24 protein-coding genes and 1 pseudogene are annotated in these 23,582 nt (G+C 68.5%); 17 read left to right on the top strand and 8 right to left on the bottom strand.

Annotated features, from left to right (window positions below; all coding sequences use genetic code 11):
* Positions 1 to 57: 57 nt before the first annotated feature.
* The 3 genes from ACTWQA_RS26280 to ACTWQA_RS26270 all read right to left on the bottom strand — a co-directional run bounded on the left by ACTWQA_RS26280 (position 58) and on the right by ACTWQA_RS26270 (position 1,312).
* The gene (locus tag ACTWQA_RS26280) at positions 58 to 477 is read right to left on the bottom strand and encodes a RidA family protein (RefSeq protein ID WP_443161749.1); all 420 of its coding nucleotides are present in this window, start codon (positions 475 to 477) and stop codon (positions 58 to 60) included.
* 89 nt (positions 478 to 566) lie between these two features.
* Positions 567 to 872, bottom strand: coding sequence for a winged helix-turn-helix domain-containing protein (locus ACTWQA_RS26275; protein ID WP_443161748.1), 306 nt, complete (start codon positions 870 to 872; stop codon positions 567 to 569).
* Positions 869 to 1,312 (bottom strand): hypothetical protein, encoded by a 444-nt coding sequence (locus tag ACTWQA_RS26270; RefSeq protein ID WP_443161747.1) that lies wholly within the window; start codon positions 1,310 to 1,312, stop codon positions 869 to 871. Before ACTWQA_RS26270 ends, ACTWQA_RS26275 begins: the two co-directional genes overlap by 4 nt.
* Positions 1,313 to 1,639: 327 nt before the next feature.
* Here ACTWQA_RS26270 and ACTWQA_RS26265 point away from each other — a divergent pair, with 327 nt between their 5' ends.
* The 6 genes and pseudogenes from ACTWQA_RS26265 to ACTWQA_RS26240 form a co-directional block, all read left to right on the top strand.
* Positions 1,640 to 2,287 carry a dihydrofolate reductase family protein gene (locus ACTWQA_RS26265; RefSeq protein WP_443161746.1) on the top strand — a complete coding sequence of 216 codons (648 nt, stop codon included), beginning with the start codon at positions 1,640 to 1,642 and terminating at the stop codon, positions 2,285 to 2,287.
* Positions 2,288 to 2,987: 700 nt separating this feature from the next.
* The gene (locus ACTWQA_RS26260; RefSeq protein WP_443161745.1) at positions 2,988 to 3,347 is read left to right on the top strand and encodes an ankyrin repeat domain-containing protein; all 360 of its coding nucleotides are present in this window, start codon (positions 2,988 to 2,990) and stop codon (positions 3,345 to 3,347) included.
* A 189-nt stretch (positions 3,348 to 3,536) separates the two neighbouring features.
* Positions 3,537 to 3,884, top strand: coding sequence for a YciI family protein (locus ACTWQA_RS26255; protein WP_443161744.1), 348 nt, complete (start codon positions 3,537 to 3,539; stop codon positions 3,882 to 3,884).
* Positions 3,878 to 5,059: an RNA polymerase sigma factor gene (locus ACTWQA_RS26250; RefSeq protein WP_443161743.1), complete on the top strand. Its 1,182-nt coding sequence runs from the start codon at positions 3,878 to 3,880 to the stop codon at positions 5,057 to 5,059. The genes ACTWQA_RS26255 and ACTWQA_RS26250 overlap by 7 nt, the downstream gene beginning before the upstream one ends.
* 201 nt (positions 5,060 to 5,260) lie before the next feature.
* A complete protein-coding gene (locus ACTWQA_RS26245; protein ID WP_443161742.1) occupies positions 5,261 to 5,890 on the top strand; it encodes a pyridoxamine 5'-phosphate oxidase family protein in 630 nt (209 codons plus the stop codon).
* Positions 5,891 to 5,921: 31 nt separating this feature from the next.
* Positions 5,922 to 6,179 (top strand): annotated as a pseudogene (locus ACTWQA_RS26240) (transposase); the annotation flags it as partial.
* Between the two features lie 140 nt (positions 6,180 to 6,319).
* Here the strand turns inward: ACTWQA_RS26240 and ACTWQA_RS26235 are convergent.
* Positions 6,320 to 7,168 carry a helix-turn-helix transcriptional regulator gene (locus ACTWQA_RS26235; RefSeq protein WP_443161741.1) on the bottom strand — a complete coding sequence of 283 codons (849 nt, stop codon included), beginning with the start codon at positions 7,166 to 7,168 and terminating at the stop codon, positions 6,320 to 6,322.
* A gap of 128 nt (positions 7,169 to 7,296) precedes the next feature.
* Between ACTWQA_RS26235 and ACTWQA_RS26230 the strand changes: the two genes are divergently transcribed.
* The 6 genes from ACTWQA_RS26230 to ACTWQA_RS26205 all read left to right on the top strand — a co-directional run bounded on the left by ACTWQA_RS26230 (position 7,297) and on the right by ACTWQA_RS26205 (position 11,872).
* Entirely contained in the window at positions 7,297 to 8,181 is an 885-nt protein-coding gene (locus tag ACTWQA_RS26230) for an NmrA/HSCARG family protein (protein ID WP_443161740.1), read from the top strand.
* Between the two features lie 27 nt (positions 8,182 to 8,208).
* On the top strand, positions 8,209 to 8,730 hold the full coding sequence (locus ACTWQA_RS26225) for a cupin domain-containing protein (protein ID WP_443161739.1): 522 nt from the start codon (positions 8,209 to 8,211) through the stop codon (positions 8,728 to 8,730).
* Positions 8,731 to 8,948: 218 nt separating this feature from the next.
* Positions 8,949 to 9,461, top strand: a complete 513-nt coding sequence (locus ACTWQA_RS26220; RefSeq protein WP_443161738.1) for a hypothetical protein — start codon at positions 8,949 to 8,951, stop codon at positions 9,459 to 9,461.
* Complete coding sequence (locus ACTWQA_RS26215) at positions 9,355 to 10,173, top strand: class I SAM-dependent methyltransferase (RefSeq protein ID WP_443161737.1); 819 nt, start codon at positions 9,355 to 9,357, stop codon at positions 10,171 to 10,173. The genes ACTWQA_RS26220 and ACTWQA_RS26215 overlap by 107 nt, the downstream gene beginning before the upstream one ends.
* Entirely contained in the window at positions 10,170 to 10,805 is a 636-nt protein-coding gene (locus ACTWQA_RS26210; RefSeq protein WP_443161736.1) for a TetR/AcrR family transcriptional regulator, read from the top strand. Before ACTWQA_RS26215 ends, ACTWQA_RS26210 begins: the two co-directional genes overlap by 4 nt.
* Before the next feature lie 587 nt (positions 10,806 to 11,392).
* The gene (locus tag ACTWQA_RS26205; protein ID WP_443161735.1) at positions 11,393 to 11,872 is read left to right on the top strand and encodes a hypothetical protein; all 480 of its coding nucleotides are present in this window, start codon (positions 11,393 to 11,395) and stop codon (positions 11,870 to 11,872) included.
* Positions 11,873 to 12,378: 506 nt separating this feature from the next.
* On the opposite strand, the gene ACTWQA_RS26200 is transcribed toward ACTWQA_RS26205, so the two are convergent.
* The gene (locus tag ACTWQA_RS26200) at positions 12,379 to 12,714 is read right to left on the bottom strand and encodes a winged helix-turn-helix transcriptional regulator (protein ID WP_397148143.1); all 336 of its coding nucleotides are present in this window, start codon (positions 12,712 to 12,714) and stop codon (positions 12,379 to 12,381) included.
* Positions 12,715 to 12,778: 64 nt separating this feature from the next.
* Here ACTWQA_RS26200 and ACTWQA_RS26195 point away from each other — a divergent pair, with 64 nt between their 5' ends.
* On the top strand, positions 12,779 to 13,621 hold the full coding sequence (locus tag ACTWQA_RS26195) for an NmrA family NAD(P)-binding protein (RefSeq protein WP_443161734.1): 843 nt from the start codon (positions 12,779 to 12,781) through the stop codon (positions 13,619 to 13,621).
* A gap of 338 nt (positions 13,622 to 13,959) precedes the next feature.
* On the opposite strand, the gene ACTWQA_RS26190 is transcribed toward ACTWQA_RS26195, so the two are convergent.
* Together ACTWQA_RS26190 and ACTWQA_RS26185 are read right to left on the bottom strand one after the other, a co-directional pair.
* Complete coding sequence (locus ACTWQA_RS26190; RefSeq protein WP_443161733.1) at positions 13,960 to 14,502, bottom strand: GNAT family N-acetyltransferase; 543 nt, start codon at positions 14,500 to 14,502, stop codon at positions 13,960 to 13,962.
* 304 nt (positions 14,503 to 14,806) lie between these two features.
* Positions 14,807 to 15,841 (bottom strand): aldo/keto reductase, encoded by a 1,035-nt coding sequence (locus ACTWQA_RS26185; protein WP_443161732.1) that lies wholly within the window; start codon positions 15,839 to 15,841, stop codon positions 14,807 to 14,809.
* 97 nt (positions 15,842 to 15,938) lie between these two features.
* Between ACTWQA_RS26185 and ACTWQA_RS26180 the strand changes: the two genes are divergently transcribed.
* From ACTWQA_RS26180 to ACTWQA_RS26165, 4 genes are all read left to right on the top strand, one after another.
* Entirely contained in the window at positions 15,939 to 16,508 is a 570-nt protein-coding gene (locus ACTWQA_RS26180) for a TetR/AcrR family transcriptional regulator (protein WP_443161731.1), read from the top strand.
* A gap of 125 nt (positions 16,509 to 16,633) precedes the next feature.
* Complete coding sequence (locus ACTWQA_RS26175) at positions 16,634 to 17,800, top strand: glycosyltransferase family 4 protein (protein WP_443161730.1); 1,167 nt, start codon at positions 16,634 to 16,636, stop codon at positions 17,798 to 17,800.
* Between the two features lie 37 nt (positions 17,801 to 17,837).
* Complete coding sequence (locus tag ACTWQA_RS26170) at positions 17,838 to 18,944, top strand: hypothetical protein (RefSeq protein WP_443161729.1); 1,107 nt, start codon at positions 17,838 to 17,840, stop codon at positions 18,942 to 18,944.
* Entirely contained in the window at positions 18,944 to 23,014 is a 4,071-nt protein-coding gene (locus tag ACTWQA_RS26165; protein ID WP_443161728.1) for an NB-ARC domain-containing protein, read from the top strand. The genes ACTWQA_RS26170 and ACTWQA_RS26165 overlap by 1 nt, the downstream gene beginning before the upstream one ends.
* Positions 23,015 to 23,028: 14 nt before the next feature.
* Here the strand turns inward: ACTWQA_RS26165 and ACTWQA_RS26160 are convergent, their stop codons facing one another.
* Complete coding sequence (locus ACTWQA_RS26160) at positions 23,029 to 23,361, bottom strand: CU044_2847 family protein (RefSeq protein ID WP_443161727.1); 333 nt, start codon at positions 23,359 to 23,361, stop codon at positions 23,029 to 23,031.
* Positions 23,362 to 23,582: the final 221 nt, after the last annotated feature.

The following is a 23,582-nucleotide window of genomic DNA, read 5'->3' as shown; positions in this document are numbered from 1 at the left end:
GACAGACCGACAAACGCTGTCACCACCACCAACCAGGGATCTTCTCCGATCACAGCCCTAGGCTGGGCGAACGAACCGCTCCAGAGGTATCACGGCGATCGGTACGAGCTCTACCAGGAACTCTGGCAGGACCAGTCCGGGTACCTGGATCAACACGCTGGCGGGGGCGGAGCCAGGTGAGAAATGCCGGGATCGTACTTGCTGGATCGTCGGCAGATCCTCCCGGCGCAGAAAGTAGATCGTCATCGAGACGATGTCGTCCAGCCGGCCGCCGACGGCGGCGAGGATGCGGCGGATGTTGTCAATGCTCTTCTCCATCTGCGCCTCAATGTCACCCGCGCCGATCACCTCGCCGTGCTCGTCCCAGGCGACCTGTCCGGTGACGTGGACAACCTCTCCCGCGCCCTGGATGACGCCCTGTGAGAACGCCCGCCCGTTCGGCGCCCAGATTCCCGAAGGGTTGAAGCCGTCTGCCATGTGACTCCTCGTACTGATGGGACGCATGCCCGACCAGCCCTACTCCATCATGATGTTTCAGGACAGGCTGCGGTCGAATCGCGTTCGTCTCAAGCGCGATGGGTGCCCTTCGTGATCTGCTGAAGTATGGATGTGTAGTTCTGGAAGGCGTCGCGCCCTTCGTCGGTCAATGCCAGCCAGGTTCGGGGGCGTTTGCCGACGAAGCCTTTCGTCGCCCGCACGTAGCCTGCCTTCTCCAGCGTGTTGATGTGCTTGGACAGCAGCGAGTCGCTGACCTCGATCGTGTCCCTCAAGAAGCCGAACTCAACCGTTTCCGCCGCCGCGAGCATTGCCATGATGGATAGCCGCACCGGGGCGTGGATGATCTCGTCGAGCGCGTGCCGTGGATGGCTCACCGGTCCTCCGCGGAGCGGAATATGCGCACCGCGCCATACAGCAGAGGGGCGCCTGCGGTCAGTGCGACCAGTACATCGGCCACCGCCCACAGCGGGCCCGGGTTCTGCGGGTGCAGGAACATGTTGTAGAGCGCCCCGATCACCGTCGTCCCCACAAAGGCATAGGTGACGGAGCTCGAGAGCCGGGACTGCAACCGACCGTAGACCCGCTGGCGGGCCATATAGAGAGCACCGGCCACGACAAGGGCAGCAGGTACCCAGATGGCGTAGTCCTTGATCGCTTCGGGGCCGAGCAGCGTGGTCAGCCAGTAGGCAGTGTTCCCGAGCCACATCCCTAGGAAGAACCGCGCGCCCCGGAGGCTGGACTTCCGTACCGCACCCTGCGCGCGGTCCACCTCACGAAGGGCGGCTTCCGCTGACAAGTCGTCATGCCCCGTCATGTTTCCTCCTGCTCATCTACTTGACTAATCGTAGAGTACTCAACTGTCGTTCAAGTGTCGAGGGATGAATGAGTAACCCTGGTGGACCGCGCTGTCAGCTGGACCGGCCGCAGTTCCTCCCGCACCGGATCACCACACCATCGACACGATGGCTTCGACAGCGTGGTGTTTTGCCCCCCACCCTCGCGTCGCGGTGTGTGATTAGGGGACGGTTGTGCCCCAGTGGGGGTATCCATCGACTCGCGGCAGATCCGTGCACGACCGATGAGATCGGCGCCGCGGGTCGGTCGTACCCAACGACGACCCAGCGCGAAGGGAACTGCGATCATGAAACTGACGACCGTCACCAACGTCTCCGTCGACGGAGTGACGCAGGGACATCGACGGATTGATGCAGGGACCCGGCGCGAAGTCGGCGCGCCGGACGAGGATGGCAGCGGCGGATTCGAGCGCTTCGGATGGGCCCCGCCACTGCTCGACGATGAGGCCTCGACGTTCATCAGCCAGGCCTTCCAGCGAGCCGACGCGTTCCTGTTCGGGCGGCGGACCTACGAGATCTTCGCCGGCTCTTGGGGAGCAGGCATGGATCCGGGAAACCCCGTCGGAGAGGCGTTGAACACGCGGCCCAAGTACGTCGCCTCGACCACGCTCACCGACCCGCAATGGGCGGACACGACCGTCCTGTCCGGTGACATCGCGGGCGCCATCGGCGAGCTGAGAGCCATCAAGCCGGGCGGTGAGCTGCAAGTGTGGGGCAGCGGCACCCTGATCCGCTGGCTGCTCAACCACCGGCTGGTCGACCAGGTCGTACTGCTCACCTATCCCGTGGTCGTCGGCCAGGGCACGCGGCTCTTTCCCGCCACCGGCCCGGACATAGGACTCGAGCTGGTCGACTTGCAGTCCACCCCGAAGGGGCTGACGATCCAGACCTACCGCACCACCGGTCGCCCGCAGTACGAGACCGCCACGACCTGAATGAGGGGAGAACCCGGGCGTCCGGACTATCCCCGCACCAGCTGATAGGCCCAGGTCCTGAGTTAGAGAGACCAAAGAAGCCCAGCGCAACTGGCCAGGTCGGTGAGGAAGTCGTCGAGGTGCGGAGCGAGCGGGTGGGCGCGGCCGAGTTGCTCGGCGATGACCGGATCCATCGCGACGCCCTCTCTGATCCGCCGGGTTGCCAGATAACCGAGAAACGAAGCCTGCGTGTCGAACGACGGCCGCCCCAGCTCACGCCCGGCCAGTGATCGCCATCTTGCCAGATAACGAAGGTTCTCCCGGGACGCACTGCGACGCCGCAGCTACCAGAGGCTCCGCCTGCATCGGCCCGCCGGATAGCGGTAACCCCGCCCGCCCTGGCTCGCTAACGCCACTGGCCGTTCGGTCTCATGCCCGTGGCGGCACCATCTCGGGCGGTGCCTACCGCCGCACCCGCCCCCGGGGTTCGCCGAGTGGCGGCCTCGCGAGGCGTCGGCGCTGCTGGTCGAGCAGATGCATGCGGTGCTGCAGGCTCCACCCTGGACCTGGCGGCGTTCCCGGGCGTTTGGGCGCGCGGCTCGGGGAGGTCAAGATTTCCGGCGTCGAGCGGTCGATTTCCTGGCTCGTCGTTCGTCTTACTGCGTGACTATCCGGTGGGTTGCTCATGGGTATGAGCGCCCAATCACATGAGGAGTACACAATGAAGTTCGTAGAAGCCGCCGAGGCCGCCGACGAAACGACGATGCAGTCGATGCTGGCCGCCGATCCCGGGCTGCGCGATCGGCACGCGGATCTGGTTACGCGGATGTCCGAGGCGCGCAACTGGTCAGCGGTCCGGCTGCTGGTCGATCTTGGTTTCGGCGTCAACGGCGTCGCCTCCGACGGCGCCACCGCCTTGCACTATGCGGCGGCAGCGGGCGAGCTTTCGATCGCGCGCCTGCTGGTCGAGCACGGTGCCGACCACACCGCCCGCGAACCCCAGTTCAACGCGCAGCCGGCGGGCTGGGCGCAGTACTTCAAAAAGCGGGAAACCCAGAAGTATCTCGAATCCCTGGCCTGATGCCGCGCCGCCCGGTCACGCGGTATCAGGCCCCAGCTCGTAGGCTCCGCCGGGACCTGGCGGCGTTCCCGATCGGGTGTTTGGGCGCGCGGCTCGGGGGAGGTCAAGATTTCCGTCGTCGAGCTGTCGACTTCCTGGCTCGTCGTTCGTCTTACTGCGTGACTATCTGGTCGTGACGAGGAGGAAGCGATGAAGTACGTCATGCTGACCTATCACGTTGACGCGCAGGAGCGACAGGCTGCGCTGTCCGAGGAGGAGCAGAAGCAGGTTTACGCCGACTACCAAGGGATCAATCAGACGCCAGGCGTCACCTCCGTGCCGCGGATGGGCCCGCCCGAGAACGCGACAACGGTCCGCGTCGAGGGAGGCAAGACTCTGACGACCGATGGCCCGTTCGTCGGGATGAAGGAGGCCGTGGGCAGCGTGTTCGTCCTGGAGGCCGACGACCTCGACGCGGCCATCGAGGTTGCCGCCCGCGTCCCAGCGGCACGCTATGGCGGCGCGGTCGAGATCCGCCCCTCGGAGGTGTATTGCTAGCGCTCGAACAGGTCTTCCGTGAGGAGCGGGGCCGCATCCTGGCCACCCTGATCGGCTTCCTCGGCGACTTCGATCTCGCCGAGGAAGCCGCGCAGGAGGCCTTTGCGATCGCCGCCGACCGGTGGCCACGCGAGGGCGTCCCCAGCAACCCGCGCGCCTGGCTGATGACGACAGCTCGCAACCGGGCCACGGACCGCATCCGCCGCGATCGGGCCTTCGCGGCCAAGTTCGGCCTGCTCGTTGCCAGCGATCGTGTCGAGGTGCCGATGAACACCAAGTTTCCCGATGAGCGCCTGGAGCTCATCTTCACCTGCTGTCACCCGGCGCTCGCGGTCGAGGCGCAGGTTGCGCTCATCCTGCGCACCCTGGGCGGGCTCACCACCGACGAGATCGCCCGTGCCTTCCTGGTGCCGGAGCGCACGATGGCGCAGCGGCTGGTCCGGGCCAAACGCAAGATCAAAGCCGCGGGGATCCCGTTTCGCGTGCCACCGGATCACCTGCTCCGCGAGCGACTCGACGCTGTTCTCGCCGTCGTCTACCTGATCTTTAACGAGGGCTACGGCGGACGCGACGAGCTCGCGGCAGAGGCCATCTGGTTGGGACGCGCGCTCACTGAACTACTACCGGACGACCCCGAAGTTCGCGGGCTGCTGGCGATGATGCTCTTGCACGACTCCCGTCGCGAGGCGCGGTTCCGCGACGGCGAACTCGTGCTGCTCGGAGATCAGGACCGGTCACGTTGGAACACCGAGCAGATCGCCGATGGACGCACCGAACTCGACCGAGCACTCGCCCTCGGCGGCCGCGGGCCGTACGTTTTGCAGGCCGCCATCGCGTCGCTGCACGCCGAGGTGCCATGCGACTGGGCACAGATCGCGGCGCTGTACGGCCAACTCGCCCGCCTGACCGGCTCGCCCGTTGTGGAGCTCAACCGCGCCATCGCCATCGCCGAAACCGAAGGCCCCGAGGCCGGCCTGGGCATCGTTGACCAACTCGGTCTCGATGACTTCCGCTACCTACACTCGACCAGGGCAGAACTCTTGCGGCGCCTCGGGCGCATCGACGAGGCGCGTGACGAATATCGACGTGCCAGACAACTCACCGACGACGGCGCCGAACGGCGCTTCCTCGAACGCCGGCTAGCGGAACTGGCAGGCATGGCAGGCTCGGGTTAGCTGGGTCATCCTGACGGTCTATGAGATGAAGCGGCTAGGCCGAGACGCCGCCGAATTGACCGCGCTGGCCGACCACCTGACCGCCCACGGCCTGATCCTGGAGATGCTCGCCGGGCCGCAGACGCAGCGAGCGACTTCAGGCCGCCGTTGCTGGTCTCCCCGAACACCACATGCCTGGCCGCGCGATCCCTGCCTCCTGCCGTGGGGGAGGGATCATCATCCCGTCATAATCGGCCTATGGGAAAGAGCTACGAGCGGATAGACGGCAGGCTGCGTGCCTTCATCGAGGCGCAGCACATCTTCTTCACCGCGACGGCGCCGCTGGACGGCGAGGGCACCGTCAACCTTTCGCCCAAGGGCCTGAACGGCTCGTTCGCCGTGCTTGACGAACTCACCGTGGCCTACCTCGATTTCGCGGGCAGCAACGCCGAGACGATCGCCCATCTGCGCGAGAACGGCCGCATCACCCTGATGTGGTGCGCCTTCGATGGTCCTCCCAACATCGTGCGCGTGCACGGCCGAGGAGAGCCGGTCTTCCGCGACGATGCGCGTTGGGCCGAGCTGATGGGCTACTTCCCCGACATCGACCCGACCCTGCACGGCCTGCGCGCGATCATCGTCGTGACCGCCGAGAAGATCCGCGATACCTGCGGGTACGCCGTCCCGTTCATGGCCTATGAAGAGGACCGCCCGCTGCATGCGTCGCGCTTCGCGCGTGAGACCGATGAGTCGCTCGACGTGTACTTCCAGAAGAAGGAGCACATCGCGACCAGCATCGACGGTCTTCCGGGGCTGCCCCTGCCGCTGCCACCGCTTCCGCGCACCGCATAACACCCTGCCGGTGGAGCGATCACCACGGCCCGGACAGGCGGTGCGCTTTCCGAAGCGCCTGCGCCGCCTGCCCGCTGCGTGAGCGCTGCACCACCAGCGCGGGCGGGCGCAGTGTGAGCATCCACCCGATGAACAGCTTCTGATCGAGCTGCGCGAACGCCGGCAGACCCCCGAAGGCCGCGCCCAGCTCCGCGAGCGGACCGGCGTCGAACACATCCTGGCCCACATCGGACGCTGGCAAGACCGTCGCGCCCGTTACGAAGGCACCCGCAAGAACCTGTTCGACCTCTCTAGTCAAGCCGCAACTGGCCAGGATCGGCGCGTCAGGCGCTTTGGGCGACGTCTGGAGAAGCCCGACGTGCTGATCGCCGACCTGCGCCAGGTCTTCCGCTCGGCCGGTGGGAGACGGCGCGCGGCTGATCCCGCGGCTCACGCGGTCCCGAGCAGCGCGGTGATTCGCCGCAGGGCCGTCTTGCCGACCGGGACCTGCAGGACCAGCAGGAGGTCAGGCCGCTCTGCCGGGTGCAGCTGGAAGAGCTCCAGGTTGAGCCGTCCCGCCTCGGGGTGGTCGATCCCGATGATGGCGGGCCGGAAGGAGCGGACGGGATATTCGGTCCACCACTCACGGAACTCCGCGCTCGTCTCGGACAGGGCCCGCGTGATGCTCGTGAAGCGCGGGTCGCCGGGGTGCCGGCCGGCGGCCGCACGGAACTGGCTGAGCACGGAGCGCGCGGCCGGCTCCCACCGGACCAGACGAGTACGGAGTTCCGCGTCGGTGAACATCATCCACAGCAGGTTGCGCCGTTCCCGCGGGTACCTGCCCGGGTCGTGGCGGATCAGCGCATAGGGCTTGTTCCAGGCCAGGTAGTCGAAGTTGACGTCGTAGACGGAGGCGACGTTCGGCGCCGCCGCGTCGACCAGCCGCCGTAGCCGAGCCTGCGCGTCGCCGTCGGAGGGCTTGCGCTCCGGAGCGGGCAGGCCCGCCAGGTCGCGCAGGTAGCGGTGCTGGTCGTCGTCGAGCGACAAGGCGCGGGCCAGCGCGTCGATCACCTGGGCCGACGTCGAGATGTTCCTCCCCTGCTCCAGCCAGGTGTACCAGGTGACGCTGATGCCGGACAGCTCGGCGATCTCTTCCCGCCGCAGCCCGGGGGTCCTGCGGCGTGCGGGGGCGGCGCCCTCCGGCAGCCCCACGTCCGAGGGCCGTAACCCGGCCCGCTGCGCGCGCAGGAACGCGGCCAACTCGGCCTGCCTGCCCCGCTGCCTGCCACCGTTCTCCACAGTGCATCGGCTCCCGCCTGAGGGTGACCCCTTGCCTGCAAGCTAGCAGTATCCCTACCAGGATCAGCCGGGTTTTCCGCCCTAACATGATCAATGTCATGGGTCGTCGGAAGGCGAAAGGGCATCGCATGGGTGATCAAGCGGGTCCTGTGCTGGTGATCGGGGCGACCGGCCAGCAAGGCGGCGCGGCGGCGCGCGCGTTGCTCGAGCGCGGCTGGGAGGTCCGCGCCCTGGTACGCGACCCGAGTTCTCCGGCCGCCGGGAGACTGGAGTCGGCGGGCGCCACCCTCGTGACCGGCGACCTGGACGACGCGGATTCGCTGCGGGCGGCGATGCACGGCGTCTATGGCGTCTTTCTCGTGCTCACCATGCTGACCGGGCCCAAGGTGACCGCGGAGGGAGTGGCGGCCGAGCAGCGGCGTGGCACGGCCGTGGCCGGCCTGGCCGCGCAATTCGGTGTCGCGCACCTGGTCTACAGCTCCATCAGCGGCGCCGGTCTGGTCTCCGGCATCCCGTACTACGACAGCAAGGCGGCCATCGAAGAGCGCATCCGTTCGCTCGGGCTGCCGGCCACCGTGCTGCGGCCTGTCATGTTCATGGAGAACTTCACCACCCTCACCCGCCCGGTGGTGCACGACGGCGAGCTGGTGGTCAGCCTCGCCGTGCGTCCTGAGGCGCGGGTACGGCTGATCGCGCCTCGTGACATCGGGGTCTTCGCCGCGATCGCCTTCGAGCGGCCGGGCGAGTTCTCAGGTCGCCGGCTGGAGATCGCCGGGGACTGCCGGACCGGCACGGAGATCGCCGAGGCCTTCGGCCGTGCCTGCGGCATGCCGGCTCGTTTCAGCCGGACGCCGATCGAGCGGTTGCGTGCGTTCGACGAGCAGGTGGCCAAGATGTTCGAGTGGATCGACAAGCGCGCGGACGACGAGCCCGACCTCGCCGCGCTGCGGGAGCTCCATCCGGGTTTGATGACGCTGGAAACCTGGCTGGCCGCGGCCGCCTGGAAGCCCTGACCTGAACCAGCTCGTGAGGAGACGAAGATGACCGATGGACTGCTGTTGCCGCCCGGCGCCGGGCGCGACATCCCGGGCGTCGACATGACGCTCAAGGTGGGCGCGGAACGGTCGAGGCAATGGTCGGTGTTCGAGGCCCGGGTGGCGCCGGGCTTCGATGTCGGGGCGCACCTGCACCACCATGCCGAGGAGATGTTCTACATCCTGGAGGGGGAGCTGGACCTCCTCGCCTTTCACCCGCGCGACGAGGCAGAAGGCGACTGGCGCGTCTGGGAGTCCGATTCGGGCGCGTCGGTGTTCAGGGGCGGTCCGGGGAGCTTCATGCACGTGCCCGCGGGCTGCCCGCACGCCTTCTTCAACGCCGGACCCATGCCCGCGCGGATGCTCTTCATGGTGTCCCCGAGCGGCCACGAGGACTACCTGCGGGAAATGGCCGAACTGGTGACGGCCGGCGGCGGGCCGCCCGACCAGGCGGCGATCGCGGCGCTGCGGGCCCGCCACGACATCCACCAGCTCACCGCGTTCGGCCGCCGTCCCTTGCCCGGCTGAGCCGCGTCCTCGTGTGGTGCCCACCGAGCTCGGGCCCGCACCGGCCTGGTACGTACCCGGGGAGGGCGCGACCTGGGACGTGGCCGTTCACGGGCAGAACGGGCGACGCACGGCGGAGCTGAAGATCCTGCCCGTCGTGCACCAACTCGGGCTGCCCTTCCTGGACATCAGCTACCGCAACGACGAAGGGGCGCCGCGCTCACCCGACGGGCTCGCCCATGTGGAGCATCGGCGGTCAGATCGTCGGGCAGTTCCTGGACAGGTCACCGCTCGCGAACCTGGTCGACCGGGTCGTCATGGACGCGCCCCTCCTGCTGATCACAACCGTTCCCGACACCGAGCATCCGATCCAGGAGGCGCGCGACCTCGTCATCGCTGGCAAGCGTCTGGGCTGGAAGAGCCAGTTTGAGCCGTTCGCGCAGGGCGAGCACACGGAGGCGTGGAACGTGGATCGCACGCGCTATGACCGGCTCGTGCGCGACTTCCTGTCCCCGGCCCACGCCGCTCTCTGCGGCGTCGCTGGCCGCACGCGGGCGTCAACGAGTGTGCGGCTTGACGGCAAGCGGTCTGGTCTCCATGATGAACACATCTTCATGAACCGTTGTTCACGATCCGGAGGCGCGAATGACGATCGTCAACACCCACCAGGCGGAAGCCTGGAACGGGTACGAGGGCACCCACTGGGCCGACCACCACACCCGCTACGACGCCGTGAACAGCGGATTCAATGACTATCTGCTGCGTCACGTCCAGAAGGGCGATGGGGTGGTCGACGTCGGCTGCGGCAACGGCCAGGTCACCCGGCTCGCCGCACGTCGCGCCGGTCACGTCACCGGGATCGACCTGTCGGCGCCCATGTTGCGCAGGGCCCGCGCCGCCGCGGAGGCCGAGGGCATCGGCAACGTCGACTTCCAGCAGGGCGACGCCCAGGTCCACCCCTTCCCCGCAGGCTCTTACGACCTGGCCATGAGCCGCTTCGGGATCATGTTCTTCGCCGACCCCGTCGCCGCGTTCGCCAACATCGCCCGCGGACTGCGCAGCGGAGGCCGCTTGGCCATGCTGAGCATGGGTTCCATGGCCGACCTCGGCCCCGTGCTGGCCGCGCTCGCCGCCCACCTGCCGCCGCCCGATCCCGGCCCCAACGGCGAGGGGCCGCTGTCGCTGTCCGATCCCGGGCACATCGGCGAGGTGTTCACCGCGGCCGGCTTCGCCGAGATCGAGGCCGCGCCCGTCGAGGCGATGCAGGTGTGGGGCAGCGACGCCGACGACGCCGCCGACTTCCTGATGGCCTGGGGCCCCATCCAATTCCTGCTGCAGGGCGCCGACCCCGACGCCGCGCCACGGGCCCGCACCGCGCTCGTCTCCGCGTTGCGCCCCTTCGAGCAGCCCGGCGCCGTACGTCTGCGTGGCACCGCTTACCTCATCACCGCGACCAGGCCATGAGCCCGCCCAGAGCCGCCGCCCTGAGCGAGGGCGAGAGCCTTCCCGATCACCTCGTGGCCGCCGCCGCGCGCCTGCTGGCCCAGCACGGCGCCGCCCAGCTGACTGTCCGAGCGATCGCCCGCGAGGCCCAGGTGGCCGACGGCGTCCTCTACAACCACTTCGCGGACAAGGAAGAGCTCCTCGCCTTGGCCCTGCACGCGCACGTCCGTTCGGCCGAGCGTGACCTGCCCGCACTCCCCGACCAGCCGGGGGTGGGCGATCTGGAGGACAACCTTCGCGCATACGTCACCTACGGCGTGGCGCTGCACCGGGCGATCCTGCCCGCCTTCGCCGGCCTGCTGAGGCGGCCGGAGGTTCTCACGCGCTTCGCCGCCCTGGGCAATCCGGTGGCCGAAGGGCGGGGCCTGCACGCGAAACTGAGCGACTACCTGCGCGGCGAGCAGGCCATCGGCCGCCTGTCCCCCACCAGCCACCCAGACGCCGCGGCCACGATGATCGTCGGGGCCTGCCACGAACTCGTCCTGCCGCCTCTGTTCCGCGGCGCCCCGCCGACCGGCATCGAGGTCCCGCCCGGCTTCATCGACCACCTCGTCTCCACCTGCCTGCACGGCCTGGCCGTGCGGCCGACATGACGGCGCACGTAAGCCTTGGCTATGGCCACGCGCACGACCGGTGCGTCAATGTCGACCAGGCAACTCACGGGGAGCAGGAGCGGTCAGCACGAGGACCCAAGCGTAGATGCGGTCCGCAACAATCGCTGATCCCGTGCTCGCCGCGAATGGCGTTCCATAAACAGAACGAGTGACCGCCAACTGGGCGGCCGACCGCTCAGCCCTGCAGCCTGACCGCCAACTGGGCGGCCGACCGCTCAGCCCTGCAGCCTGACCGCCACCAACCAGGGATCTTCTCCGATCACAGCCCTAGGCTGGGCGGACGAACCGCTCCAGAGGTATCACGGCGATCGGTACGAGCTCCACCAGGAACTCTCAACCCGAGTGTTGCGGCGGAGTGGGCTGCGCCCGGTGTGTGAGCAGTGCGCGCACGCGGGCGGCCCGGATGAGTACGTCCGGAGTCGAGCGCAACCCCCACGACAAGCTGGTTCCTGGTTTCAGTCAGCGGAGCGTCACGGTCCGGGGCATGGTTCGCGGGCGTGCGCAGTCCTAAGGTGCTACCAGGTCCGTCGCCGTCGGCGGAACTACGTTCAGCGAGGAGTCCGCGCATGAGCGAGTCCCAGCATCCCGTTGCGTCTGCGCCTGCGCCTGCGGGCGGCCCGGTCGGGCCCCTGGGCGTGGTGAGCGCCGCTTACGTGCGCGCCGGCCTGCGCATGGGCGCCCACGCGATCTTGTGGAGCGTGCTGGCGACCCTCGCCGTGGTGGGCTGCCTGTACGCGGTCGCCGACGGCGAAGTCTGGGTGGCCGTCCTGTGGGCCGTGCCGGCCGCGCCCGTGGCGTTCGTCTCGGTCAAGCTGTTCCGCCAGGTAGTCCCACACTTGCTTCCGCACCGGTCGAGGCTGGTACGCGAGCTGGCGGCGGGCGGCGGGCCTGAGATGCGCTTCACGCGGCAGCAGCACTTCGAGGGTGGGTTCACCAACGACTATACGGTGACCTTCGCGGATGGCGGAGCCGACACGATCCGAGCCGGTCTCGGCCAGGCCGACGCGCTCGAACAAGCGCTTCGGACCCTCGGCGCCCGCCCCTAGATGGGTGCCGCGTTGGGGCGGTGGGCATGTCGCGTTGCGCTGTCTTCACGCCGTCCAGCCGGGTGCACTGGCATTTGATCAGGGCGTGGCCGCCGTGGTGGCGGCGTACGTGCAGGGGCAGGGTGGCGTAGTGACCACCGTCGGTGCGCAGCGCGCGATCATCGCCAGGGCCGCTTCAAAGACGCGCCCACCCAGCCATGGGTGCAGGCGTTGGTCTCCTTGCAACCGGTGTCCGGCCTGTCGAGACGCCCAGCGGCGTATTGATCTTGTTTGATTCACCCCGAAGGTAGACCCCGGTGAAGGAGGTCGCGGATGGATCACGAGCTGGCCAGGCTGGCCGAAGGCAAGTATGTCCTTGTCACGACGTCCTTCTCGGTGGTGAGCACGATGTCGTCGCCGTCGAGGAGTAACCGGGCCGGGGTCACGTGGGGGCTGCCGTTGGCGCGGACGGCAGAGGCTGGCGTCCTCGGCGTGACCGCGTCCGCGCCGCCGGGCGGGGGCGCACGTCAGACGGTGACGTCGGCCCCGGGATCCGGCACCGCCATGGCCCAGGTCCCCATGGCCTCCAGGACGTCGCGCAGCCCCTCGCCGAGAGGGGTGAGCTCGTACTCAACGCGCGGCGGGATCTCCGCGTAGGTGGTGCGCGTCACGATGCCGTGCCGCTCGAACTGGCGCAGCCTGCTGGTCAGGGTGTGGGGGCTGATGCCGGGCAGTGCGTCGCGCAGTTCGGTGAAGCGGTGGGGGCCATGCAGCAGTTCGCGCACGATCAAGGTGGCCCACGGGCCGTTGAGCAGGGTGAGGAATCGGGCGACACCGCACTCGGGAAGACAGGGATCGGTCACATTTCTGACCGTATCCCATTAGTGCAGTTGATGTAACTGGTGCACTATATGCACTAATGACGTCATGACCTACGTGATTCACGGCGCCACCGGCGCCCAGGGTGCCCCCGTCGTCGCCGCTCTCGCCGCCGCGGGCAAGTCCGTGACCGCTCTGACCCGCAACCCGGACGCCGTCGTGGACGGCGCGCGCGTCGTGGCCGCCGGATACTCCTCCACGGAGGAACTGACCGAGGCGTACCGGAGTGCCGACGGGGTGTTCGTCCACCTGCCGGTGGTCTCCGAAGAAGACCGCCAGACCTACGCGCGCAACATCGTCGCCGCCGTCCGCGAAGCCCGCCCGGCCCGCGTGGTGTTCTCCACCAGCGGTTACCCGATCGACCCCACCGGCAACGACGCGGTCTCGGCGCTGGTCAGGGAACTGGCTGACAGCGGGGCGTCCCATGCGGTGATCGCGCCCGAGCTGTACCTGGAGAACCTGCTCATGCCGTACGTCATCGACACGGTCCGTGAGCAGGGCGCGCTGCCCTACCCGATCCGGCCGGACTTCCCCGTCTCCTGGGCGTCGCACCTGGACATCGCCGACGTCGCGGTCGCCTTGTTCGAGCGCCCGGACGTCACCGGCGTAGTCTCCGTCGGACAGGACCCGGCGATCACCGGACCGGACCTGGCCGAGGCGTTCGGCGCCCACTTCGGCAAGAACGTGGTCTTCGAGCAGATCACCCCCGATCAGATGCGCACCTCCATCGCGCACCTGATCGGTGAGGGCCCCGCCACCGACGTCGCCGGAATGTACGCAGCCATGAGCGCACTCCCGGACCGGTCGATCACGCCCGAGAACTCCGCCCAGAAGCTGCTCGGCGTCACCCCCCGCACCACCGGGCAGTGGCTGACCGACATCGGCCTCTGACCGCAACCACTATCGGCTACGGCCGAGTTAGGCAGGCAGGACTTGGCAGGCCGCCGTACTCCGTGGGTGGCCTGCCAAGTCCTCGAGAACCGCCGACCGCCCACACCTATCAAGCACTGCAGCTGAGAGGTCCGTCCGCTTGCCGAGAAGGACTCCGGTCATGGCCAGATCGACCTCGACGTGCTCGATCCACCGTCTAATGTGTGGCTGAGTACGTTCGATTCGATCCTTTGCGCCTTGGGGGTTTGATGCGTGCGGGCGTCGTGGTCACCGCACACCCCGGTGTGGCCTGGCCGTCCATGTCGGCTCCGCGGACCCCTTGACCGTCGGGCGGCAGCCTAGTCCTTCGAGTCCGGCTTCCAGTCCTTGACGAGCAGCCCGAGCAGCACCTCGTCCAGGAACTCGCCCATCACCCAGGCCGAGGAGCGCAGCACGCCCTCGCGGACGAAGCCGTTGCGCTCGGCGGAGCGCAGCATCGCGGCGTTGTCCGAGAGCGTCTCGATCTGCAGCCGCTGCAGGCCGCGCACGATGAAACCGTAGTGGCACAGCACCGCGACCACGTCGGTGCCGTAACCCTTGCCGCGGGCCGACGGCAGCAGCCCCAGCCCGATGTGCGCGGACCGGTTGTGGTTGTCGATGCCCCACAGCACCGCGGTGCCGACCAGCGTGCCGCCGACCAGCTCCACCACGGAGAACGGGACGTGCCCCTGCTCCTTGTCGTCCACCACGAGCGGCGAGTCCTTCGAGCCGGGCGTGATCGGCCGCCACGGCCGGCCTTGGGCCCGCGAGTGGGTGACCACGTCGTCGTAGAGCTCGGCCTGCAGGATCGGGATGTCATCCTCGTGCCGGGCCCTGAGCGCGACTTTGCTGCCCTTTAGCATGCAAGCTTCCTATCCGACCGGGCTGGCTGGCGGCAAATCAACGCTCATTGCGTTAGGACGCTCACGAACGCGTGCCCAGCTGGGCCATCGCCGCCTGCTTCGCCTATCCGGGCAGCCGCCGGCGATCCGGCGGCTGGAGACCGAGCCGAGCGTCCTCGGCGTCTCTTCTCACGTGCTGGTCATCGCCGACAACGACGCTGAGGTCGTTCCCGCCGCTGGGTCAACGGCTATCGCCGAGCTCCACGTTGACTTGGCATCCAGGCTGTGCGGCGACCGCATGCAATATCGTAGAAAGCGTCACGCATCAGGAGTGTGACTGTTGGTGCCGGCCCAGGCTCATCCCGGTAACCGCGGTGATGTCGGGGGACCAGGAGATCTCGTCGAGCCGGTCGATTGCGTCTGGCGGAAGGTCGAGGGTGAAGCCCGCCAGGTTGCCGTGGAGTTGGTCCAGATTGCGTGGGCCGATGATGACGGAGGTCACCCCCGGGCGCTGCCGTACCCAGGCGAGGGCGACGGCGGTGGAGGTGGTGCCCAACTCGGCCGCCACCTTGCCGACCTCATCAGCGATGTGCAGCGTGCGGTCCTTGAGCAGCCCCTCGGCCCAGGCCCGGGCCATCGGCACGGGTGAAGCCAGTAGCCGACCCATCCTGCTGTCGGCAGCGGGGACGGCGTGGCGGGCGTACCGTCCGGCCAGCACCCCGCCGGCCAGTGGCGACCAGATCATGGTGCCCAAGCCGTGGCGCTCGCATGCGGGCAGAATCTCCGCCTCGATTGCCCGGGCCGCCATCGAGTACTGCGGCTGGAGAACGATGAAGGGGGTGAGGCCCAGACGTTCGGCGGCCCAGCGGGATTCCACGATCTGGCTGGCGGTGAAGTTGGAGCAGCCGAGGTAGCGCACCTTGCCCGCGCGCACGAAGCCGTCCAGGGTGGCGAGGGTCTCCTCAATGGGGGTGTGTGGATCCCACTGATGGCACAGGTAGAGATCAATGTAGTCGGTGCCGAGCCGGCGCAGGCTCGCCTCCAACGCTCGGGTCAGGTGGACCCGGGACAGTCCTCGATCGTTGGGCCCTGGGCCGGTGGGGAGGTAGGCCTTGGTAGCCAGCACGACCAAGGGCCGCTTGCCGCTGATGGCCCGGCCCAGGATCTCTTCGGACTGGCCGCCCGTGTATGCGTCGGCTGTGTCTACGAAGTTGTGCCCGAGTTCGAGGAAGGTGTCGACGATGCGTCGGGCGTCCGGCTCGTCGCAACTTCCCACACCGCCGGTGGTGCCGAAGTTCATCGTCCCCAGGCAGGCCGGGGAGACCTTCAGGCCGGAGTGGCCGAGTGTCTGGTACTCCATCGGGGATACCCTTCCGCAGCGTTATGATCGGAACGCATGTTCCGGTTAACATACGGAACAAGCGTTCCGCATGTCAATGCCCGCGGAAAGGACGACGATGAGCGACCAGGCCAAACCCTTGCGCGCCGACGCCAGGCGCAATCAGGCCCGCGTACTGGAGGCAGCCGAGGAGATCCTGGCTCGCGAGGGCCTGTCGGCCTCGATGCGCACCATCGCCAAGCACGCCGGAGTGGGCCTGGGCACGATCTACCGGCATTTCCCCACCCAAGAAGCGCTCTACCAGGCCATCATCGTCGAGCGCATGCGCCGTCTCATCGCCGAAGCCGACACTCTGCGCACCACCGACGATCCGGGGGCGGCCTTCTTCGGCTTCTTCACCCGCATCGTGGACAACGCCAAGCAGAAGAAGACCCTGGCCGACGGGTTGGCCGACGCCGGCATCGACCACAAGGCCGGCCTGTCCGACATCCGCCGCCAGATGCGTGAAGCCATCGAGGCCCTGCTCACCCACGCCCAGCAGGCCGGAGCCGTACGCCAGGACCTTCACATGCCCGAAGTCCTAGCGCTGCTCAGCGCCACCTGCATGGCCGCTGAACGCAATCAGTGGCCCGCCGACCTGCAATCCACCGCCCTTGCCCTCCTCTTTGACGGCTTCCGCCCGCGCTAGCTCCTGGCCGCGCCAGGTGCGCTGGACCGCGCGCGGTGGCCGATGGGATCTTTCCCATGTACGTGGATCATGCAATTCACTACCATCGTGGCGAAGGTCACCGGCGGCCCGTGAGGCAGGCGATCATGCGACTCCTGGTTCTGTTCCCAGGCCCCATCCGCGGTGGCTGCGAGGAGCACGCCCTGATGATCACCCGTGCTGCTGTACGCGCCGGGCACACGATCATTCCGTGTTGTGTGGTGAACGAGGCGACCGCCTCCGTCGGCGACGATCTGGCCGAGCTCGGGCTCGCCGTCACGCCGTGGGAACTCGGGAGCGTCGAGGACGACTGGATTTCCTGGGGCACGGCCGAGGAACAGCGGTTGAGCGCCGCACGCGTCCTGTCGGAGACCGCGCCGGACGCGGTGCTGCTGTTCCTGCCGGAGCCCGATTCCAGCGTGGGCATTCTGGTGGCCTGTGCGGAGACGGACATCCCGACGGTCGCGGTGTTCACCGTGGTGCCTCCGGGATATCCGGTGTCGCCGGAAGACCGTGCGCGCGCGAACCTGGCACGCCGGAGCGGGCAACTATGGGTCGCCATCTCCGAGGACAACCGCCGTCAGCTGATCAGTGCCTTCGACATCGAGGCATCCGCCCGGATTCCCGTCGTACGCAACGGCCGGAACCTCCCCGCGGCCTGGCTCGACCCCGAACCGGCCAGGGTCGAGGCCGTCCGTACGGGCCTGAGAGCCGAGCTCGGCATCCCCCCGGCATCCCGAGTGGTGCTGACCGTCGCCACGTTGTCCGGGCCCAAGGGGCACGGGGATCTCCTGGACGCGATCCCCCTCCTGGCGCCGGCACACGCCGATGTGCACTTCGTGTGGGCTGGCGATGGCTGGGAGCGCGACCGGCTCGAGGCCACCATCGCCGTGGCCGGGCTGAGCCATCGGGTCCACCTGCTCGGCTACCGTACCGATGTGCCGGCACTCCTGCACGCCGCTGACCTCTTCCTCTTTCCTTCACACAGCGAGGGCTACTCACTCGCCGTGATCGAGGCGATGAGCGCCGGTCTGCCGATCGTCGCCGCGGACGCGAGCAGCACTCCGGAACAACTGGGCGACGGCCTCTACGGGGTGCTCTTCCGAGCAGGAGACCCGATGGCGCTGGCCGAACAGCTCGACCACGCGCTCAGCGATCCCGTACGGATGCGCGCGCTCGCCAAGGCCGCGCTGCCGGTGGGCCGCGCGAGAACGGAGGAGGCAATGTGCGCCGCGACACTGCAGTTGGTCGAGGGCATGGTCGGTGCGCCGTGACCTTGAATCCATGCGGTTCGACCCGGAGCATGGTCTGATGCGGAACGAGCGAGCCACGTCGGTTCAGCCCTTCTGGAGCCTCGGACGGGAGATCGCTTCGGACCCCGCGGCGGTCTCCATGACCCCGGGCCGCATCGACGTCATCGCCATCCGCACCGACGGGTCGGTTCGGCACTTCGCCATCGATGGGAGCGGATATCAGGAATACACCATCCCCGGTGCCCCGGACGATCTGGTCGGCAATCCAGCGCTCTGCAGTTGGGGACAGCTCAGGCTGGACGCGTTCGTCCGCGACACGCGAGACACCCTGTGGCACAACGCCTGGACCGGGGCCTGGGGCGGATGGGCACCTGTCGCCTCGATCGGCGTCAGCGCGGATGCCGCCGTCGTGAGCTGGGGCATCGGCCGGTTCGATCTCTACACCAGGACGACCGCGGGCCTGCTGGATCACCACTGGTATCACCATCCCCTCGGGTTGAACGGTCCCGAGGATCTTGGTGGCCCGATCGCCGGGCGTCCAGCCGCGGTGACGACCAGCCTGTACGGCACGCAGGTCGTGATACGCGGTGCGGACGACGGGCTGCTGCGCCGCCAGTACCACGTCCCCGAGCAGCGCTCGCATGAGTGGACGTCCACCACCTGGCAACCCGCCCGCGGCCGCTTCCTGGTGGGTCCGCCATACGACGCGCGCACCGGGGACTCGCTGGCCTGTACCGGCGACCCGGTCCTCGTGTGGTGTCGTGGCGAGGGGCGTGTGGAGAACAGGCTGCTGGGCTTCGCGCGGCAAGGCGATCGACTGGTGCAAGTGGAGCCCCTGGCCTGGTCGCAGGATCCACGCGACAGGCTGCTTCATGGCCCGGTCGTGTCGTCCGACGTCGGGGCGGCGTCCCTGCGGTCCCGCCATGTCGACCTGTTCGCAGCGATCGGCACCGAGGCGGAGAGTATCGGCTGGATGGAGGTGGAGTTGACGGAAGAGGGCGGCTCGGACGCCCGCTGGCGCGTGCTCGACGACGGCAGCACGGTGGCGGCGGGACGGCCGGCGGTGGTCTCGGCCCGCCCCGAGCAACTCGATGTCTTCTTCCGCAGCGCCGACGGCCACCTCCGCCACGGCCGCAGGGACGCCGACGACCAGTGGAACGCGTGATGACCGGCCGGTCGCAGTGGTTCGAGGCGTCGGTCACGATCCTGGACGCCGATGACGAGCCTGTTGGAGCGGGTTTCCTGGTGGCCGAACGGCAGGTGCTGACCTGTGCACACGTGGTCAACGCGGCTCTGGGGATGGAATCCGCCGCCCCGGGCCGGCCCGCGGCGCCCGTGCGGGTCCTCTTCCCGCTCAGCGGGAACACCCGCCGTCTGGAAGCCGTCGTCGTCGGATGGGCGCCCATCGGCAGCGAGGGAGCGGACGACATCGCGCTGCTCGAACTGGCCGACGAACCTCCGGCACATCCCGTCCGCCTGGTGGACTCGCGCGAGGTGTGGGGGCACGGATTCCGGACGTACGGCTTCCCGGACGGCCACCCCGGAGGTCTGTGGGCGACCGGCGTCATTCGTGGCCCGCAGCTCAACGGGTGGGTCCAGCTCGAGGACGTGAAGACTCCTGGAGCCGCTGTCGAGGGCGGTTTCAGCGGCGGCGCGGTCTACGACGAACAACTCGATGCGGTCGTCGGAATGATCGTCGCACGGGACGTTCACGAAAGCCGCAAGATCGGTTTCATGCTGCCGGCGGCACTGCTCGTGACGGCCGTGCCCGGACTCACGGCTCACGTCGAAGCGCAGGACGATCCGGCGGGGGCGCTGTCCGGTGTGCCGACGCTCCCGCCACATTTCGTCGCCCGTACCCGTGAGCTCGGACCGGTCGTGGCCTCGCTCGGCCCGGACGCGCCGACCGGCAGGGGCCCGGTGGCGATCGTGGGCATGGGCGGTGCGGGCAAGTCCGTCCTGGCAGCGGCACTTTCCCGCGACCCCATCGTCCGCCGCGCGTTCCCCGACGGTGTCGTCTGGATCGAGTTAGGCCCTGCCCCGTCGATACCGACACGCCAGGCGCAGGTGGCCGGCGCCTTCGGCATGGTGGATGCCGCGTTCGTCGATGCCCAGCAGGGGAAGGCGGCGCTGACGAAGCTCCTGGCCGACCGCCGCTGCCTCCTGGTGTTGGACAACGTATGGGAGGTGGCGCACCTGGGCGCGTTCGACGTCCTCGGTGACGACGGCCGCCTGCTGATCACCACCAGAGACGTCGGATTGGCCCGCGCCGTCGGCGCGACGCGCCATGACCTCGGCGTCCTGGACCGCGGGCAGGCCATCGCCCTGCTCGCCGAGTGGTCGGGCCAGCCCGTGGAGCAGCTCACCGAGCAGGCCGCCGAACTCGCCTCCGAGTGCGGCGGTCTGCCACTCGCGCTGGCCATGGCCGGGGCGATGGTGGGCGGACGTCCAGATCGCTGGTCGAGTGTTCTGCGCAGGCTGCGCGCATCGGACCTCGGGAAGATCCGCCAGCAGTTCGCCCATTACCCTCACCCCACGCTCCTGCGCGCGCTCAGCGTCAGTGTCGACGCGCTCGAACCCGACCAGCGGGAGCGATATTTCGAACTCGCCGTCTTCCAGGGTCGGCATGCCGCGCCTGCCGCCATCGAGAAACTATGGGAATCCGCCGGGCTCGATGACTTGGACACCCAGGAGCTGTTGGACACGTTCGTCGACCGCTCACTCGGTCAGTGGGACGCGGACGGCCGGCTGGTCCTGCACGACCTGCAGATGGACTACGTCAGCCACAACGCTCCCGGGCTGGAGGACCTGCACCGCCGCCTTGCCGAGGCGTACGGTGCCGGTATCGGGCGGGACTGGCCCAGCGGGCCGGACGACGGCTACTACTTCGAGAACCTTGTCCACCATCTCGCCGCTGCGGGGCATCTGAACGAGGTGCGCTCCTTGCTGCTCGACATGCGATGGCTGGCTGAGAAGCTCGCCGCGACCGACGTGACGGCGCTGCTGGCCGATTTCGAACTGGCCGATCAGTCAGACGTCGATGTGCGCACCGTCCGCGACGCGCTGCGGATGGCTGCCCACATCCTGGCTAGGAACCCGGAACAGCTCAGAGCCCAGCTCATCGGCCGGTTGGACGACCAGGTGTCCCACCCGGTTCGGCTGCTGGTCGCCGCGGCGCGAGAGTGGCCGGGCGAAAGCTGGCTGTGCCCCGTTGGCGCCAGCCTCGCGAAACCGGGCGGCCCGCTGCTGCGCAGCCTGGTGGGGCACACGGGCTTTGCGCCTGCCCTGGCCACCTCCCACGATGCCCGGCGTGCCGTCTCCGGTGCGGCCGACGGCACGGTCCGGGTGTGGGGCATCAGGGACGGAACCGAGCTCCACACCCTGCGCGGCCATGAAAGCGGTGTCTGGTCGGTCGCGATCACTTCCGACGACCGGTTCGTCGTCTCCGGCTCGAACGACGCCACCGTCCGGGTGTGGGACATGATGGAGGGACGTGAACGTCACGTCCTGCGCGGTCATAAGGGCACCGTGTGGTCCGTCGCAGTCATCCCCGGCGGCGAACCGCGCATCGCTTCGGCGTCCGCTGACGGGACGATCCGGGTGTGGGACCTGGCGACCGGAGCCGAGCGGTTCGTTCTGCGCGGGCACGAGGCCGCCGTCGTCAAGATCATACCGAGCGCCGACGGCGATGTGCTCGTCTCGAAATCCGGAGACGGGACACTGCGCGTCTGGGATCTGAGCGACGCCAGTCAGACCCTCTGCCTCGACAGCGGCGAACGCCAGGTGCAGTCGTTCGCCATGGCTCTCACCGCCAGGCACGCTCTCTTCGCCGGGGACAGCGGCCGTATCCACGTCTGGAACCTGGCGGACGGCTCCCTCGCCCACGTCCTCGACTCCTCGGCCACAGGCCGCGTGTGGGAGATCGCCGTCACCTCTGACGGAAACCGCGCAGTCACCTCCTCCACAGCCGGTCCGCTCACACTGTGGGATCTCGGCACCGGTGAAGCGCTCCAGGTCATGCACGGGCACGTCGGCTGGGTCGAGCAGTTGGTGGTGACACCCGATCAGAGACACATCTTGTCCGGCGGGGACGACGCGATCCTGCGATTGTGGGACGTCGACACTGGGACTCCGACCGCCACGCTGCGCGGCCACGGAGGCTGGATCGTCAGCGCCGCGGTCACCTCCGACGGAATCCACGCGATCTCCGGCGCCAGCGACACCATGCTGAGGGTGTGGGATCTCAAGGCGCTCACGGCGGGAAGTTCGGTCAGCGGCCACAGCGGCTGGGTAGGCAGGGTCTCGATGATCGGCTCCGGGACGGCCGTCTCTGCGTCGGATGACGGGACCCTCCGCCTCTGGGACACCGCGACTGGAGCCGAGCGCAGCGTGCTGGACTGGCATACCGGCCCGGTCACCGGAGTGGCCGTGACCGGGGACGGGGGCGCCATCGTCTCCGGATCACGCGACGGCTCGGTCGTGGTCGGCCGAGTCGGCGCGGCGGAGCGGGAACGAACGCTGTCCGCTGACGCCCCTGTCACCTCGATCGTCCTCGCCGCCGGTGGCCGCCGGATTGTTGCCGGTACGACGCACGCCACCCTGAACCTGTGGGACCTGGACACCGGGGCGAACCGTCGTGTGCTGCCGTTCGGCGAGCCGGTCGAGCAACTCAGCGCCTCGCCCGGCGGCCGGCTGGTGGCCGCCGGTGGAGCGTTCGGAACAGTGACCGTCTGGGATGGCGATACTGGCGAACGCCTGCGCGACCTCCGCGGCAGGGGCGGCCCCATTCTTGCCCTGGCCTTCACCGCCGACGGCGAGCGAGTGGTCAGCGGCTGCATCGACGGAATGCTCGCGATGTGGGAGGTGCGGTCCGGTCGTCTCGTCTGGGAGCACCATGCCCACACATCGCTGCTGAACGCGGTTCACGTACTCGGCGACCGGCTGGTGTCCGGCGGCGGGGACGGTTCGATCCTGCTCTGGCGATCCATGGACGGCGAGCACCTGGCGACCCTGATGACCGGCGCCGGCCCGGTGCGCGCGCTCACCGCAACGACCGACGGCCGTCATGTCGTGGGGACGTCAGCGGAGAGCCTGGTGGTCTTCGACCTCGGCACCGGAGCGCGGATCGCCGGTTTCGACGGTGACAGCGCCATCACCTGTGTCGCCGCCGATGGGCCGCTCGTATGCGGCGAAGCAACCGGCGCCGTCCATGTCCTGAACTTGAGGCTCCCCTGACGGATTTCCCGGCGTTATTCCACATCCCGCGTGTCATAGGTCAGTTTGACCTTCAAGGTCGCGTCGCCCGAGGCCGACGCCACGATCACGTTGCCTTTGGCCGAGAAGCCCAACCCGAACTCCACCTCGACAACGGTGGGGCGGGCGGCCTGGTTTCCCAGCCTGCCGATCACCTCGACGGTGGAATTCGCAGCTGCCACGATCACAGCCCGCGCCTCCTCGAAGGCATCGAGAACGCGCTGTCCGGCGTCGCCCACTCTCGACGCCCGCTCCGTCCCCGCCACCGGAACGGTCTGGACCAACACCTCGACGCCACCGAACCGCATCGGCACAACCTGACTGGCCACAGCGCATCCTTTCCACTATCGCCGCAGCCCCGCTCGCTGGCCCTTGGTCCCAGCGCGAGATCGGCGCGTCTCCCGGCATTAGTATATATTTACCGTAAGCACCATGCATTTACTACTGTTGCCGGGCACTAACCCGGATCTCCTCTGACGGATCGCCCTGGATAATGGGGGAAAGCTGTGCGGCGTTTGCTTTACGTGGACTGCTATACTCTCCCCGACCT

Origin of the sequence: Nonomuraea sp. 10N515B (assembly GCF_052245915.1) — a bacterium.
Classification (GTDB): domain Bacteria; phylum Actinomycetota; class Actinomycetes; order Streptosporangiales; family Streptosporangiaceae; genus Nonomuraea.
The sequence above is the reverse complement of the archived record's forward strand: the minus strand, read 5'-3'. Positions and strand labels throughout refer to the sequence as shown.